This is a genomic window from Deltaproteobacteria bacterium (genome assembly GCA_019308905.1).
Lineage (GTDB): Bacteria > Desulfobacterota > BSN033 > WVXP01 > WVXP01 > JAFDHF01.
Map to the genome: position 1 here is coordinate 141,481 of JAFDHF010000004.1, position 16,722 is coordinate 158,202.

Below are 16,722 nucleotides of genomic sequence, written 5' to 3' on the forward strand. Positions count from 1 at the left end.
AAAGCCGTGGGCCTGAGAGAAGAATCTCGATCCGTGGATCCCGGACCCCTCGGATCGGGCCTTGTCCGCTCCCCGGCTCCGAACCTCCGTATGCTCGAGTCATGACGAGGGCTCCTGGAGGAGCCGGACGAAGCCAGCGGCGGGGCAGGAGAAGAGAGACCCAATGAGTCTCGAAGAAGCTAGGAAAGAACATCCGGAGAAATTTCTTCCCGAGGAGGAGGTGTTCAGCCATATCCATCGGGGAGACAGGATATTTGTCGCTACCGGGTGCGGCGAACCCCAGTACCTCGTCAAATCCCTCGTGGAGTTTGTCGAAGGGCATCCGAAGGCCTTTTTCGATGCGGAACTGTTCCACGTCTGGACACTCGGGGTCGCCCCTTACACCGACCAGAAGTTCAGCCGGAATTTCCGTCACAACTCTTTCTTTATCGGAGACAATACAAGGAGTGCCGTCAACCGGGGGCTTGCGGACTACACGCCGGTGTTCCTCTCTCAGGTTCCCGGCCTGTTCCGGCGCAGACTGGTGCCGGTCGACGTGGCTCTTGTCCAGACAACGCCGCCTGACCATCACGGATACATGAGCCTCGGGATAAGCGTCGACATCACCAAAGCGGCGGTGGAGAATGCCAACCTCGTCATCGCCCAGGTCAACTCCAACATGCCCCGGGTGCACGGGGATACATTCATACATCTACGTGACGTGGATTTCATCGTTCCCCATGATGAACCCCTTCTGGAGTACAAGACCGACATACCGGACGAGATTGCCCAGAGGATAGGCAGATACGTTGCACGGATAGTCGAAGACGGCGACACGATACAGGTCGGATACGGGAGCATACCCAATGCCGTGCTGGCAAATCTCCGTGACAAGAGGCACCTCGGAATCCATACTGAACTGCTCACAGAGGGGATCGTTCGGCTGATGCGGGAAGGTGTGGTCGACAACACCAGAAAGAACATCGATCCTGGCAAGACAGTTGCAACCTTCTGTCTGGGCGACAGGGAGACGTACGACTATATCGACGACAACCCGGCTGTAGAGTTCAGGACCATCGACTATACCAACGACCCCCGGGTGATCGCGAGGATTGTCGGGATGACCGCCGTAAACAGCGCACTTCAAGTCGATCTGACCGGCCAGGCCACGGCCGAGTCCATAGGACGGCTCTTTTACAGCGGCATCGGCGGAAGTGCCGACTTCATGCGGGGTGCGGTCCTCGCGCCGGGAGGCAAGACCATACTCACCCTCCAATCCACGGCCAGCAGCGGCGAGGTCTCCCGGGTCGTGCCCTTTCTCGAGACAGGGGGAGGGGTGACATTCGGCAGGGGGGATCTTCACTACGTGATCACGGAGTACGGCATCGCGTACATTCACGGCAAGAACATCAGGGAACGGGCAATGGCGTTGATCGCTATCGCCCACCCGAAATTCAGACCCTGGCTCATGGAGCAGGCCAGAGCCGCGGACCTGATCTACAAGGATCAGACATTTGTGCCGGGAAAGAGGGGGGAATACCCGGAGGAGTTGGAGGCGTATAGGAAAACAAAGGCAGGCCTGAGAATTCTCCTGCGCCCCGTGAAGATAAGCGACGAACCCCTGCTCAAGGACTTCTTTTACTCCCTTTCGGACAAAAGCATATACCGGCGCTTCTTCTCCAGGCGGACGGATATGCCTCACGAATACCTGCAGAAATTCGTCGTTATAGATTATTCTAAACAGACGGTTATCCTTGCGGTAGTGGAACACGGCGAAAGAGAGGAGTGTGTCGGAATCGGCCAGTACACGGTGGATGAGACGGGAAATACCGCGGAACTGGCTCTCGTCGTGAGGGACGACTACCAGAACAAGGGGATAGGGTCCGAGCTACTGTCGTACCTGACCTTGCTGGCGAAAAAACAGGGGCTTTTCGGGTTCACGGCCGAGGTACTGGTGGACAACAGGCCCATGCATCACCTTATCCGGAAGATGGGTTTTGCAATCGAGAAGAGACTCGAAGCCGGAGTGGTTGAGATGAAACTCTCATTCAACGAGAGGGCGAACAATTCCATTGCCAAAGGCACGTGACCGCCTTTCCGGAGAGCAGACAAGGCGGTGGAGGTAGAACCATGGCACGAGTTACCGTAGAGGATTGCCTCAAGAGGGTCGGGAGCCGGTTTGAACTGGTCCATCTGGCAGCACGGCGCGCGAAGATGTTGCTCAGCGGAGCTAAACCCGTGGTCGAGGCAGACAACCGTGAGATCGTAACCGCTCTGAGGGAAGTGGCCGAAGGGAAAGTCTACTTCGTGGAGCCCGAGGCCGAGGAACCGGAATCCCAGGAGAGGCCGAACGAGCAGGCCGAAGGTGAGCCTCCGACACAGGAAGAGAGACCAGAATCCTAGGTTGTCGGCCGGCTGTCCCTCATATCTCACGTAACTGCACTTCTGGGAGGAGCCTCAAGAAATCTTCCTTTTCGCAGAGGGCGGTCCCCGGCCTCAGGGTCGTTGCCGTACCGGCTGCCACGGCGTAGCGGAGAGCCTCCTTGAGAGGCTTCCCAGTGGCCAGGCCGTAGACAAAGCCTGCCACCGCCGAATCACCCGCTCCGATGGTGTTGACCACTTTCACATCCGGCGGAACGGCCAGGTACTGCTCTTTTTCGGCGATCAGAATGATCCCCTCGGCACCCATGGAAACCAGGACCATCCCCACCCCCTGTTCATGAACTCCGCGGGCCGCCCCGGCTATCTCACCTATTCCCTCCAATTTTCTCCCCACCAATCGCCCCAACTCATGGACGTTGGGCTTGATCACATCGGGCATGCCCTGGATGCCCAACCTCAGCGGATCACCGTCCGTATCCAGCACGACCCTTGCCCCCCGCCCCTTTGCTATCTCGATAATCCTGCGATATATCTCGGGATGGACCTCGGGAGGAAGGCTTCCGCTGATCACCACGGTGTCGGGCTTCTCGAGCTTCTCGACCTTGTGGATCATCCGCATGAGTTCGTAAGGCTGGATTTCAGGCCCTCTGGCACTGAATATGGTCTGGCTCCCGGTGCTTGCGTCGTTGACGATTATGTTCGTACGTGTCTCCCTTGAAATCGCAACGAAATCGCAGGCGATCCCCTTGTTGAGCAACCTTCCCTCCAGTTCCTCCCCGGTAAACCCGCCCGCAAAGCCGAGGGCCCTGTTGGGCATTCCCAGAGTCGTCAGAACCCTCGACACATCTATCCCTTTGCCCCCTGCATACCTCTGTTCCCTTTCGATTCTATTGGAATCATCAGGCACTATCCTGCTCACCCACAGAGTCCGATCCAGGGCAGGATTCAGGGTAATGGTGTAGATCACGTTTTCATCCCTCCAGGCATGTAAGATCTTCTCCCCCGTCCGGTAAGCCATGCTATTTCTCCCATAAATCGGCCGCCATGGCAAGGGTTGCCTGTCCGGAGTCTCCCTGCTGCCCGGCGTCTGGCGGGCTTCCCGGGACAGGCTCACTCCCGGTTGGTGCCCCACAGGCTCCGCGATGTCGCTCGGAGGCAAGGGTGTTCTCCAAAAGTCGGGAAACTCCACAAAGAGGAGAGATTGACAATATTCTGAGGTCTGTTAGGATGGGGTTGCCTACACGGGAGGCCCCGGTTACTATTTGAGGTGCCAGGGCCCGGGGTTCCGGCAGACGGGTTAGAAGAGGGAGGGAAGGGCGTGAAGCAGACAATCAGCAAACACCCGAGAACCCATTTCTCGATATGGTACATGCTCGCGGCGTTCTTCATCATGTTTCTCCTCCAGACACGTATGGGGCCGCCGCGATCCGAGAATATCCCTTACAGTCAGTTCAAGGAGGCCCTTCGGAATGGACGGATCAGGGAGGTGCGCGTCGGCCCCCAGCTCATCATAGGGAGATACAAGAGCAGGCAACAGGCCCCTGACGAGGCGAAGGCCTTCAAGACCGTGCGGGTCAATGACCCGGACCTGGTGAAACAACTGGAGGCCCAGGGTGTCAAGTTCTCCGGCCAATATCAAAGCCCACTGCTCAGGGGAATCCTCGGTTGGGTGTTTCCCCTGCTCCTCCTCTTTGCCGTTTGGGGGTTTGTTTTCAAGAGGATCGGACCCGGGGCGGGTGTGATGAGCTTCGGGAAAAGCGGGGCCAAGCTCTACGCTCAGGACAAGCTCGGGGTGACCTTCGACGACGTGGCCGGCGAGGATGAGGCCAAGGAGGAGCTCAGGGAGATCATCGAGTTTCTCAAGACTCCAGGGCGGTTTCAGGCTCTGGGGGGAAGAATTCCCAGAGGGGTTCTTCTCGTCGGCCCACCCGGCACGGGCAAGACACTTCTTGCAAGAGCCGTTGCCGGAGAGACCGGAGTGCCGTTTTTCAGCATGAGCGGGTCCGACTTCGTAGAGATGTTCGTAGGAGTCGGTGCGGCCCGGGTGAGGGACCTCTTCTCCCAGGCCCAACAGAAGGCCCCCTGTATCGTCTTTATCGACGAGCTCGACGCCCTGGGCAAGGCTCGCAGTGTGGGACCTACGACGGGCCACGACGAGAGGGAACAGACCCTCAACCAGCTCCTTGCGGAAATGGACGGATTCGACCCGAAAAAGGGGGTCGTCATCATGGCAGCCACCAACCGGCCGGAGATCCTCGATCCCGCGCTTCTCAGACCGGGCCGCTTCGACCGGCACGTGCTGGTCGACCGACCGGACCTTATGGGAAGAGAGGCCATCCTCCGGATCCACACCAAGAAGCTCAAGCTCGGCAAGGATGTCGACCTGAGAACCGTCGCCGCCCGCACTCCAGGGATGGTGGGGGCGGATCTGGCCAATGTGGCTAACGAGGCAGCCCTTCTCGCGGCCAGGAAGAACAAACAATCCGTTGGCATGGAGGACTTTGAAGAGGCGATCGATCGCTCCGTTGCAGGGCTCGAGAAAAGGAAGCGGGTCATGAGCCGGAAGGAAAAGGAGAGAGTCGCCTACCACGAACTCGGCCACGCCGTCATGGCCGAGTCTCTTTCCCATGCGGATCCGGTCCACAAGGTCTCGATCATCCCCCGGGGCATAGCAGCCCTCGGTCACACGGAACAGCTCCCCACAGAGGAGCGCTTCCTGATGACCAGATCGGAGCTTGTCGACAGGATAGGAGTACTGCTGGGTGGGAGGGCCGCCGAGGAGATTATCTTTGGGGAGATCTCGACAGGCGCCCAGAACGATCTCGAAAAGGCCACCGACATCGCCCGGAGAATGATAACGGAGTACGGGATGAGTGATCGGCAGGGACCGGTCACCTTCGAGAAGGAACGACGCCCCCTGTTTCTTGAAATCGGATACAGCCCTCCAAAGGAGTACAGCGAAGAGACGGCCCGTGAGATCGACGAAGAAGTCAAAGGACTCATAAAGGCATCCTATGAGGATACCAAATCGATCTTGACCGAAAAACGAACGGTCCTGCACAGAATCTCCAGAATTCTCCAGGAAAAGGAGGTCCTAGAGGGGGATGAGTTGAGGAATCTCCTCAAGGAGAAGAAGATCAAGAGGACGGGCAAAAAGACAGAACCGGGAAAGAGTAAGGCCGGAAAGATCGATCAATGAGCCGGACATGATCGACCAGAGGAGGATATCGATGGCGCCTTTTCCAAGAATCGCACAACTCGAGGACTATGAACCGATTGTCGGGAGTGAAACCATAGACCGCATAAAGGAGAAAGCCCGGCCCCTCCAGGACATCCACGTGGTCAACGTGAATTCCACGTACTACGGGGGCGGCGTTGCTGCCCTGCTTTCCTCGATGGCGCTCCTCATGAACAGCGCAGGGATCAGGACCGGATGGCGAGTGCTTCAGGGGTCACCGGATTTCTTCACCATCACCAAGAAGATGCACAACGGCCTGCAGGGCGGCAAGATCAACCTGACACGGCGGAAGATGCAGATCTACGAAGAGATCATCTATGAAAACGTCCTTCGCAACCATCTGGACCATGACATTGTGATCATCCATGACCCCCAGCCCCTGGCGATGATCAATCACTACAGGAGGAAGGGGGCATGGATCTGGCGCTGCCACATAGACCTGTCCAGGCCGAACAAGAAGCTTTGGAGGTATCTGCTCCCCTTTGTCGAGGCTTATGACGCGGTCATCATAAGCTCTGAGGATTACGCCCAGAATCTCAGAACACCCCAACTCGTGTTCATGCCCGCCATCGATCCCTTCTCGATCACCAACCGGAAGATGAGCAAGGAGGAAGTCGACGAGCGCCTCGCCCATTACAACATCCCCACGGATCTCCCCATCGTCGCTCAGATCTCCCGTTTCGATCCCTGGAAAGATCCCATGGGAGTGATCGAGGCCTTCAGGGTGGCGAGAAGAGAGGTGGATTGCACCCTGGTTCTGCTTGGAAACGCCGCCACCGACGATCCTGAAGGCCAGCAGGTCTACGAATCCCTGCTCGGATGCCGGGAGGAGCGGATCATCCTTCTGTCCTGCCAGGACGCCGCACTGGTCAACGCCCTCCAGCGCAGGGCCGCCGTCATCCTCCAGAAATCCATCAGGGAAGGCTTCGGCCTCACCGTGACCGAGGCCATGTGGAAGGGGGCAGCCGTCATCGGTGGGAATGTGGGTGGGATTCGCCTCCAGATCGAAGACGGGGTCAACGGGTTCCTGGTCTCCTCCGTCGAGGAGGCGGCACAGCGTATCGTCCAGTTGATAAGGGACAGGAAACTCCGCGAACGAATCGGAAAGAAAGCAAAGGAGAGCGTCAAAGAGAGATTCCTGCTCACCCGCTATCTGGAACAGTACCTCGATCTGTTCAACTCCGTGGAGCCGGCCTTTCATGTCCGACTGCGCAAGACCCTTGCGAAGCCGAAGAAGTCCTGAAGAGCGACTATTGCCTTCTGCGGATCTCGATATCGACCCATTCCCTGAAAACGTCACGGATCGAAAGGGAACCCACCACCCTTTTGCCCTCGTCCACCACGGGCAGCTCTCCCAGCTCGTGGGCGACCATCTTGCCGACGGCCTCGCCCAGCGTCTCCGTTTCCAGAGCGACCACCGGGTCGGTGACCATGATATCGCCGGCCACCTCGGAACTCGCCAATCTGATCAGGTCACGAACCATCAAGTGGGGGTCCGTGTGGTGGCAGAAGACGGTCCTGAAAAGGGTCTTGATGTTGACGACTCCGACAAGCCGGCCTCGCCCGTCCACCACGCAGATATCGTGGGCCTCGGGATGATCGAGCGCCGCCTGCACCAGCCCCTCTATGGATTCGTCCGCCCCGACAGACACAGCGGCCGGAAGCGGGTGGAGTTCCGAGAGCCTCTTCCTTTCCATCCTCACTCCCCTCCCTTCACGCCTTCCGGGATCTCGCCCGCCTTGCTGATAGCGTATTTGACCGAAGGCGGTCCGATCACCTGGACAATGAAGGTGGTTGCCGTAATCACATTGATGATCTTATGACCGGCATCGAGCCCCGGCGTACCGTAGACACCCAGCCGATCGTAGATGTCCAGAGCCAGTCCCACGGCCACACCGGCTTGCGAGAAGAGGGCCCATCCGAGGTATTTTCTCACCGTCTCAGGGGCGTGCGACATCATGGCTCCCAGGCCGGCCCCTGTCATTTTGCCGGCCGTCCTCCCTGCCACATAGACCAGGCCGAGAAGCCCCATCTTGGGAAGGAGCCCGAGCTGGAGTCTCGCCCCCACAAACACGAAAAAGAGGATATAGATGGGCGGGGTAAAACCCTTGACGATATCGAACCCCCTCTGGTCCCGCTCGGAAAGCAGGTTTGCCAGAGCCATTCCCAGGGCCATATCCGTCAGGATGAGGGACAGCCCAAGATAAGAGGCCAGGCCGCTCACGGCGAGAATCAGTGCCACGAGAAAGGCCAAAATCTCATCGGCCGTGGGGATGAACCGGAGAATGTAAGAGACAACCCAGCCGATGCCCCCACCGAGCAGGATAGATCCGAAGATCTCTTTCAAGGGACCGACCAGGACGAGCCGCAGGGAGAAAGCCTCCCCCCCCAGCAGCATCGCGGCAAAAGCAATGGCAAAACCATAGAGGATGAGAGCCAGTCCGTCATCCAGGGCCACGATCGCAAAAACCGTGCTCGTCAAGGGGCCCTTTGAGCGGTACTCCCACAGCACATCCACCGTCGCAGCCGGGGCGGTGGCAGAGGCCAGGGCCCCGAGAAGAATGCCCAAATAGAGCTTCCCGGTGAGAACCGTCACGGCCACCCCCACCACCAGGGTCGCCATGATGCCCTCAAAGAGGAGAATCGTTATGAGCTGGGTGCCGTACTTCTTGAAAACAGCCGCCTTCAACTCCCCCCCTACCATGAATCCTATGAAACCGAGAGCGAGCTGGGTCACAGGGGCCAGGGTGGTAAGAAGATGGCTCCCCAGGAGTCCTGCCAGGGAGTCTCCCAGGACGACTCCCACTACGATATAACCAACCACCTGGGGAATACGGATCTTCTCAAAGAGCCTACCCCCGGCGAAACCAAGCAGAATCGCCACGCCTAGCAGCAATAGAAGGTTCATAACAAACCCGTATCCTTCCTCCCAGTTGCAGGTCCAACCGCGAAGAACGAGAGTCCCGCAAGGGAATTGCCTTTTTCGCTGTTCAGGATACATCTCTCAGGAGATAGAAGCAATCAAAAACTCGACGGGAATCGAGCCATTCCGGCCACGGGGTCGTGGTAGAACCCGCCGACAACCCGAACCTGTCCCCCGATGAGAAGATTCCAGGAAACAACAGATCTTGAAAGAGATTTCATATTGTCGTATTTAATTAGATAGGTCAAAAGAATTTGTAAGTTCCCAAATAGAGGAGGGCTCCGGCTTTCCTCACGGATCCGGTTCTCGATCGGTAGAATACCCGGGGATTCGATTGGAACCAAAACCTAGGATCGAAAGACTCGGCCACCGGCTTCTCAAGGGAATCGCGGCCTCTCCCGGAGTCGCCATGGGAAAGGTCTGTGTCCACCACGACGTCTTCACCCATGTCCGAGAGGAATCCATACCGGAAGGACAGATCGCCCCCGAGATCACGAGACTCAAACAGGCGGCCTCCATCGTACGCAAACGCCTCGAAAACGACCGTTCCCGGGTTCTGCGGCAGGCGAACAGGAGGGACGCCGACATATTCTCGACCCATATGTCGATGCTGGAGGATTCCCGCTTCTTGAACGAAATCACCTCCCGGATCGCGGAAGAGCTGGTCAACGCCCAGACAGCCCTGACCCGGGAGCTCGAGCGTTACAGGAGCGCTTTTTCCAGGATCGAAGATCCCTATCTCAGGGAGAGAATTGTCGACATCCGCGACATCGGCCGGAGGCTCCTGGAGATACTGATCGGGCCGGCAGATCTGGACTGCCCCTTTGACGAGCCGGTCGTCATCGCCGCCGTCGAACTCACACCCTATGACACGGTCCGGCTGAAAAGGGAAAGGGTTCTGGCTTTCGTCACCGAGCAGGGGGGGAGAGAGTCTCACGCGGCTATCCTGGCACGATCCATGGGCATATCGGCAGTGGTGGGCGTTCACGGCATCCTCTCCCGGATAAAGAGGGGGGATTTTCTGATTGTCGACGGGAACCTGGGCATTGTGCTCGTCAATCCACCTCCGAGGGTCGTCGAGGAATACAAGAGGATCGAGGAGAGGGTCCAGGACCAGCGCCACAGGCTCGAGGATCTCATCCCCCTCCCCGCAGAGACAAGGGACGGGCAACACATCAGGCTGATGGCCAACCTCGGCAGCCTGGTCGACCTCGAGTTCGCCCTCCACTACCGGGCCGAAGGGATCGGGCTCTTCCGGACCGAGCTGCCATTCATGGTGAGAACTTCTTTCCCGTCCGAGGACGAACAGTTCGAACTATATCGAACCCTCTGCGAAAGAATGAAAGGGGCCGAGGTGGTCATTCGAACACTCGATTTTGGCGGGGACAAACTCCTCCCCGAGCACCACCATGAGAAGAACCCTTTTCTCGGTTATCGTTCCACCAGGGTCTTTCTCGACGAGACAGACCTCTTCTCGACCCAGCTCAGGGCCATTCTGCGGGCCGGCGCTTCCGGACGTGTAAAACTCCTCTTTCCCTTCATATCCACCATAGAGGAGATCAAGAGAGTCAAGGCCATCCTGGCGGAGGTCAAAAGGCAACTCAAAAGGGAGAAAAAGGTCTTCGCCGATTCTGTTCCCATTGGAGTCATGATCGAGGTTCCGTCCGCGGCGATCATGGCCGACAGAGTCGCGAGGGAAGTCGATTTCTTGAGCATCGGTACCAACGACCTCGTCCAGTACACCCTGGCCGTGGACCGGGACAACGACCTGGTGAGCCGGTTCTACCAGAGCCTGAATCCTGCGGTGATCTGGTTGATAAAGCACGTGGTCGATGCCGCCGGAGATGCGGGGAAACCAGTATCGGTGTGCGGAGAAATCGCCGGAGATCCGCTCTACACATCCCTCCTCATAGGGCTCGGACTTCGCGAGTTCAGCATCAATCCCCTCTCGATCCCTGAAATCAAGATGCAGGTTCGCAATGTCTCCCTGGAGGAGGCAGTAGGGATCGCGGAAAAGAGCCTGACCATGTCGACCGCGGAAGAGGTCGAAAGGTTGCTCCGATCGGTCCAATCCTGATGCGTCATGGGCGGAGCCTCCTGCCGCCGCCAGACCGTCTCTCACCGGGGAGCCGAGCCGATTGTCCCGGGGGGAAGATCTCACCGGAGCCCGTGGGGGAGCCGCCCCCTTGCAAAATCGGGGCCTCGTGATTAGATTCTGGAGTAGAGAATCCTCTCTTTACCGGCAGATGGAAGCACCTTTTTCCACAACTGATACGCCTCGAAAAGGGGGTGGCTTACATGCGGATCGCCCAAGTTGCTCCTCTGTACGAGAGCGTTCCGCCGAAATGTTACGGCGGTACGGAACGGGTCGTCTCGTATCTTACCGAGGAACTCGTTCGTCAAGGTCACGACGTGACCCTATTTGCCAGCGGAGACTCGGTGACTCGTGCACGCCTCGTGGCACCCTGCACCAGGGCCCTCAGGTTGGACGAAAAGGCCATCGATCCCCTGGCTCATCACATCCTCATGCTCGAGTTGGTCTGGAAAGAGGCCGCCGACTTTGACGTGGTCCACTGCCATGTCGACTATCTCCACTTCCCTATCTTCAGGCGCCTGGAGGTTCCCAATGTTACAACCCTCCACGGCCGACTGGATATTCCGGATCTGGCAGGACTCTACAAGGAGTTCCGAGACATTCCCCTTGTGTCCATCTCTGATGCCCAGCGGAAACCCCTGTGGTGGGCCAACTGGAAGGGAACGGTCTATCACGGGTTGCCCGAAGACCTCTACCCCTTCTACCCGGAGCCTGGTTCCTATCTGGCTTTTCTTGGGAGGATCAGCCCCGAGAAGAGGGTCGACCGGGCCATCGAGATCGCCAGGCGCCTCGGTATGCCCATCAAGATCGCGGCCAAGGTCGACAAGGTGGACAGGGAGTACTTCGAGAGGGTAGTCGAGCCGCTGCTCGCGTATCCCTTTGTCGAGTATGTGGGCGAGATCGGAGAGTCGGAGAAGAGGGAGTTCCTTGGAAAGGCATATGCACTGCTCTTTCCCATCGATTGGCCGGAGCCCTTTGGGCTCGTCATGATCGAGGCTATGGCGTGCGGGACTCCGGTAATCGCCTATCGAAGAGGCTCGGTTCCTGAGGTGATGACAGACGGGGTCACCGGATTCGTCGTCGACACCCTCGACGATGCGGTCCGCGCCGTCGAGCAGGTCGGCTCCCTCGACCGCAGCAAGATCCGGGAGGTGTTCGAGACTCGCTTCTCTGCCAGGCGCATGGCCGGCGACTACGTGAAAGTCTATCAGCGTCTTGTTCAAGAGGCCAGATCTCTCAGGGAACTCGGCCGAGTTTCCGTGCCGGTCTTTGGTCCGAACATGGGAGCGATTCCCCCGGCCTCGGTGCTCCGCTCAGGTCCTGAGGCCGCAGCGCCCGGCAGGGATCTCGAGCTCTCTCCACCGCCTCCTGTGACCAACCTATCTCCCGGTCCGGGCCCTCGCCCCAGAAACCATGGTCACAGGGTCCATCCAAGGGGGTGAGAAGGCCCTTCCCCCACCCTCTCGATCGGAGATCGGTCACCTCGCGGGCGAGCGGCCCTCCGGACTCCGGTCCGGCCCTTTTACCCCGGAAAGCCAACCCTTGCCGGAGTCTGGGACTCCGGCCTCGGGCTCCACACCGCCCGCCCCACCGTGGATTCGAGGCATCTTCTTGGAGATTTGAATCGCCTCCTGAAATTTCTCACTAGCCATTCGTGCTGATTTGATTATATAATCCCATGGCGATTACCCTGAGCTCCGCTTCTGCAAACCAACACCAGGAGTCGACGATGCCGGAAATCATCCAGGTTGGAGACAAGCACTACATCCTGGTCACATCGTCCCTCATAGATATCCACGCTCCCACCCAGGTCCTCATGGATGGAGACACTTTCGCCATCTTCGACCGGTATGGGGACGTGCAGCCCCTGGGCCAGTGCCAGGGGCTCTACTACGAGGGCACCAGGTACCTTTCGTCCTTCTCCATGACCCTTGGCGGAGAGCGCCCCATGCTCCTCAACTCGTTCCTCCACCGGGACAACAAGCACCTCTCGGTAGACCTGACGAATCCCGACCTTTTCCAAAGAGAGGACCAACGGATCATCCGGCGGGAACTGGTCCACCTTTACCGGTCCAAGTTTCTGTGGAATGGAACCTGCTGCGAGCGAATCCGGATCTGCAACCATTCCACGGAACCCATGGACCTGCCCCTCGAGATTCGGTTCAAGGCGGACTTTGCAGACATCTTCGAGGTGCGGGGAACCCCCCGAGCCCGCAGCGGCACCCTGCACGAGCCCGAGCTGAAAGGGTCGGAGGTGGTCCTGGAGTACGAGGGGCTCGACCGCAAGGTCCGCCGGCTCGTGGTCTCCTTTGAACCCAGACCCCACGAGATCCACCCGGACCGGGCCGTGTGGTATCTCAGCCTCGCTCCCAAGGAGACGCAGTCCTTTCATATCGACGCCACTTGCACCTACAGGGGGCACCCTAAGGGCCGTGTCCGTTGCGACAAGGCCCTGGGCCGTCTCCTCTCCGCACAGCGGGCCTTCCGGGCGGAGGGAGTCGAAATTCGAACCGACAACGAGCGTTTCAACCAGTGGCTGGACCGGAGTTGGGCGGACCTGGAAATGCTCACCGTTCGCACCCCTCACGGCTACTACCCTTATGCGGGGGTGCCCTGGTTCGCTACGGTCTTTGGACGCGACGGAATCATCACGGCCATGGAGGTCCTCTGGGCACACCCTGCTCTGGCCAGGGGAGTCCTCTCCCTGCTGGCCGCCCACCAGGCCGACCGGCTTGATCCGTCGAGCGATGCCGAGCCCGGTAAGATTCTCCACGAGATGCGAAAGGGGGAGATGGCAACCCTGGGAGAGGTCCCCTTTGCCCACTACTACGGCAGTGTGGATGCCACCCCCTTGTTCATAATCCTGGCGGGTCAATACCTCAGGCACACCGGAGACCTGGAGTTCATCGAGGCTCTCTGGCCCCACATCGAAAGAGCCCTCGACTGGATCGAACGATACGGGGACATGGACGGCGACGGGTTTGTGGAATACCAGCGCAGGTCGGAGTCGGGGCTCGCAAACCAGGGTTGGAAGGATTCCCATGACGCGATCTTTCACAGAGACGGCCGGCTGGCCGAGGGGCCGATAGCCCTGGTGGAGGTGCAGGGATACGTGCACGCTGCCTATCTCGGCGCAGCCGAACTCGCAGGGATGCTGGGTATGGAGGAGAAGGCCGGCCGATTGAAAAGCCAGGGGGGCGAGGTGGCGGACAGGATCCAACGTGCCTTCTGGTCGGAATCGCTCGGGACTTACGGGATAGCCCTGGACGGCCGCAAGCGGCTCTGCCGCGTGCGTACCTCCAACGCCGGACATCTGTTGTTCGCAGGAGCTGCACCCGCCGAGCAGGCCAATCTCGTTGCCAAAAGCCTCCTGGATGATAAGACGTTCTCCGGATGGGGGATCCGGACCCTGGCGGCGGGAGAAGTGAGATACAACCCCCTGTCCTACCACAACGGGTCCGTATGGCCTCACGACAACGCCCTCATCGCCTGGGGCTTGGCCCGCTACGGGTTCAAGGACGAGGTGATCCAGATATTTGAGGGCCTTTTCGATGCGGCCAACTGGTTCGAGTTGCGGCGGCTTCCGGAGCTGTTCTGCGGGTTCCACCGGCGGCCGGCCCACTCCCCCACCCAGTATCCCGTGGCATGCAGCCCCCAGGCGTGGGCCACAGGGGCGGTTTTCCTGCTCATCAGAGCCGCTCTCGGACTCGACACGGATGCAAGAAACGGCAGGGTGCATTTTGTGCGGCCTATACTGCCCGTCTTCCTGAAGGAGGTGGAAATCCGGAACCTCCGGGTTGGAGAGGCCTCGGTAGACCTCATGCTGCGGCGGCGCGACGAGGACGTCACTGTTCAGGTGCTGGATCGCCAAGGTGAATTGGAGGTGGCGGTCACCAAGTGATGGTGCCACCCCATGACGACCCCGGCGGCCGGCCATCGCGAGAGCATAGATAGGATTTTTCGCCGGGACCCGTCACGGTTTCTGAGTTCGCCGATCTCGGCCTACAGCTTTCCACGCCTCAGGATCGACACGAGAAGCCAGAACCCCATAACACCTGCGATAACGAACCCGGCAAGTCCGATAATCGGTATTTCGTGCCATTTCGGAGGAATGTCGGACAGCGCAATGAGGGAGGAGCCGATGACGAGGGAGGCAAGCACAATGGCGAAGGCTATGCGATTGCTGATCCTGTCATGAGCGGAGAGCATGGGTTCCAACCCGCGGTGCTCGAACTCTATGGTTATCTTGCCCTCCCTGGCCTGCTTGAGGATCGCCCGTACCTCCCCGGGGATCTCTCTCAGCAGGCCGACAAGCTCGGTCCCTGAGTCGATCATGTCTCCGGCGATCTTCTTCGGGTTGAGCCTGCCCAGGTGGATCTGCCTGACAAAGGGTTCCACGTGCTCTGCTATGACAAAATCAGGATCCAGGGTCCTGCCCAGCCCCTCCACCGTGGCGAGGGCCTTCATCATGAGAAACAGATCGGGCTTCAGAGAGAGGCGATGCCTCGTGACGATCTCCAAGAGCCGCTGCAGCAGTCTTGCGATACCCGACTCTCTGAGCGACCCGTCCAGATGCTCGTCAATGAGTTCGGCCAGATCCCTTTCGAGCTGATCCCTGTCCGGCTCATCCTCGTAGTAGGTAAGCCTCAGCATCGCCTCTACGAGCTTTCTCTCGTCCTTTCGAACTACCTGCATGACAAAATCCGAGAAGTCTTCCCGTTCCCTGCGGCTCACACGACCCATCATGCCGAAGTCGAGGTAGCAGACCACGTTGTTGGGCAGGATGAAGACGTTTCCCGGGTGGGGGTCGGCATGGAAGAAGCCATGGACGAAGACCTGCTTCATGACCGACTCAGCCCCGCGTCTTGCAATCTCCCGTAGGTCATATCCCCCCCTCCTGAGGTGCTCTATCTCGGAAGCCTTGATCCCGTCCACATACTCCATCGTCAGGATACGTGGCGTGGTCATCCCCCGGAAGACCGCCGGCACGAAAATCGTCTCATCCCCCATGAACTGCCGTGCAAAACGCTGGATATGGGAAGCCTCGGTGGTATAGTCCATCTCCCTTTCGAAGCTGCGGGCAAACTCTTCGACGATTCTCGTCGGCCGCTGGTGCTGGAGTTCTTCCACGTGTCGTTCCATAAGAGAGGCGAGATGGAGCATGATTTCCAGATCGACCTCCACCACCTTTCGAATGCCCGGGCGCTGGACCTTGACCACCACCTGCTCGCCTTCCTTCAGTTCCGCCCTGTGCACCTGGCCTATGGAGGCAGCGGCAAGGGGCTTCTCATCGAAACGGCCGAATATCTCCTCCGGAAATCCGCCCGTCTCGGCCTTGATGATCTCCCTGACCTCCTCATAGGGAAAGGGCGGGACGTGGTCCTGGAGTTTGGAGAGTTCCTGCACGTATTCCATGGGAATGAGATCGGGACGGGTCGAGAGTATCTGGCCGAGCTTGACAAAAGTGGGGCCGAGCTCTTCCATGGCCATCCTCACCCGCTCGGCCCGGGTCAACTTCTCTATCTCCTCCCGTCGCTTTCTGGAGATCATCTGAAGCCCGATCTCAAGGTACTGCTCTATCTTCAGGGTATCTACGAGATCTCCGAAGCCGTACTTGAACAGGACCCTCAAAATCTGCCGGTATCGGTTGAGGTGGCGGTAGGTGCGCCCGATGAGGCCGATTTTCCTGATGCTGAGCATCTAGCCTTTCTCTTTCTCCAGGGCCTTTGCTAGCTGTTTCACCTGTCTTTCGAGATTGAGGAGATCATCCCTGGTGGCTAGATTCATCCTCTTCACGGTCTGCTTGACCACCTTCTCTATCTGCCCTTCGAGCCTTTTCCTGGCCTCCTCGGACTTCCGGGAGAGTTCGTCGAGAAACTCCTTTCCCTCCCGCTCTGAGAGCTTGCCCTTTTCAACAAACTCCCTGGAGAGCTCTTCGATCTTCTCCTTGGTCATGAAGGCCAATCCCAACCCTGTAAACACGCTCTTCTTCAAGAGATCAAACACGGTCTGACTCCTTTCTGTTTTGTTGTGGTCCCATCAGATCCTCCAAACCTACTTATGGATTATACAGGAAAAGATCCCAATGATCGAGTAAAGAACCGG

The 16,722-nt window shown here is 58.8% G+C and carries 12 protein-coding genes; 7 read left to right on the plus strand and 5 right to left on the minus strand.

Annotation, left to right across the window (positions count from 1 at the left end):
- The first annotated feature begins 163 nt into the window (after positions 1 to 163).
- Positions 164 to 2,068: a GNAT family N-acetyltransferase gene (locus JRJ26_03090; protein ID MBW2056462.1), complete on the plus strand. Its 1,905-nt coding sequence runs from the start codon at positions 164 to 166 to the stop codon at positions 2,066 to 2,068.
- 41 nt (positions 2,069 to 2,109) lie between these two features.
- Entirely contained in the window at positions 2,110 to 2,382 is a 273-nt protein-coding gene (locus JRJ26_03095; GenBank protein MBW2056463.1) for a DNA-directed RNA polymerase subunit omega, read from the plus strand.
- 19 nt (positions 2,383 to 2,401) lie between these two features.
- On the opposite strand, the gene pfkB is transcribed toward JRJ26_03095, so the two are convergent.
- Positions 2,402 to 3,328, minus strand: coding sequence for a 1-phosphofructokinase (pfkB, locus tag JRJ26_03100; protein MBW2056464.1), 927 nt, complete (start codon positions 3,326 to 3,328; stop codon positions 2,402 to 2,404).
- Between the two features lie 402 nt (positions 3,329 to 3,730).
- On the opposite strand from pfkB, the gene ftsH reads away from it, so the two are divergent.
- Together ftsH and JRJ26_03110 are read left to right on the plus strand one after the other, a co-directional pair.
- Positions 3,731 to 5,560, plus strand: a complete 1,830-nt coding sequence (gene ftsH, locus JRJ26_03105) for an ATP-dependent zinc metalloprotease FtsH (GenBank protein MBW2056465.1) — start codon at positions 3,731 to 3,733, stop codon at positions 5,558 to 5,560.
- A 31-nt stretch (positions 5,561 to 5,591) separates the two neighbouring features.
- Positions 5,592 to 6,842, plus strand: coding sequence for a glycosyltransferase (locus tag JRJ26_03110; GenBank protein ID MBW2056466.1), 1,251 nt, complete (start codon positions 5,592 to 5,594; stop codon positions 6,840 to 6,842).
- A gap of 7 nt (positions 6,843 to 6,849) precedes the next feature.
- Here the strand turns inward: JRJ26_03110 and JRJ26_03115 are convergent, their stop codons facing one another.
- Together JRJ26_03115 and JRJ26_03120 are read right to left on the minus strand one after the other, a co-directional pair.
- Entirely contained in the window at positions 6,850 to 7,296 is a 447-nt protein-coding gene (locus tag JRJ26_03115) for a CBS domain-containing protein (protein ID MBW2056467.1), read from the minus strand.
- 2 nt (positions 7,297 to 7,298) lie between these two features.
- Positions 7,299 to 8,507 carry a cation:proton antiporter gene (locus JRJ26_03120; protein MBW2056468.1) on the minus strand — a complete coding sequence of 403 codons (1,209 nt, stop codon included), beginning with the start codon at positions 8,505 to 8,507 and terminating at the stop codon, positions 7,299 to 7,301.
- A gap of 349 nt (positions 8,508 to 8,856) precedes the next feature.
- Between JRJ26_03120 and ptsP the strand changes: the two genes are divergently transcribed.
- The 3 genes from ptsP (at position 8,857) to JRJ26_03135 (ending at position 14,518) form a co-directional block, all read left to right on the plus strand.
- Positions 8,857 to 10,599, plus strand: coding sequence for a phosphoenolpyruvate--protein phosphotransferase (ptsP, locus tag JRJ26_03125; GenBank protein MBW2056469.1), 1,743 nt, complete (start codon positions 8,857 to 8,859; stop codon positions 10,597 to 10,599).
- Between the two features lie 221 nt (positions 10,600 to 10,820).
- Positions 10,821 to 12,059 carry a glycosyltransferase family 4 protein gene (locus JRJ26_03130; GenBank protein ID MBW2056470.1) on the plus strand — a complete coding sequence of 413 codons (1,239 nt, stop codon included), beginning with the start codon at positions 10,821 to 10,823 and terminating at the stop codon, positions 12,057 to 12,059.
- A 287-nt stretch (positions 12,060 to 12,346) separates the two neighbouring features.
- Entirely contained in the window at positions 12,347 to 14,518 is a 2,172-nt protein-coding gene (locus tag JRJ26_03135) for an amylo-alpha-1,6-glucosidase (protein MBW2056471.1), read from the plus strand.
- A gap of 101 nt (positions 14,519 to 14,619) precedes the next feature.
- On the opposite strand, the gene JRJ26_03140 is transcribed toward JRJ26_03135, so the two are convergent.
- Entirely contained in the window at positions 14,620 to 16,317 is a 1,698-nt protein-coding gene (locus JRJ26_03140; GenBank protein MBW2056472.1) for an AarF/ABC1/UbiB kinase family protein, read from the minus strand.
- Complete coding sequence (locus tag JRJ26_03145; GenBank protein ID MBW2056473.1) at positions 16,318 to 16,623, minus strand: phasin family protein; 306 nt, start codon at positions 16,621 to 16,623, stop codon at positions 16,318 to 16,320.
- Between the last annotated feature and the right edge of the window lie 99 nt (positions 16,624 to 16,722).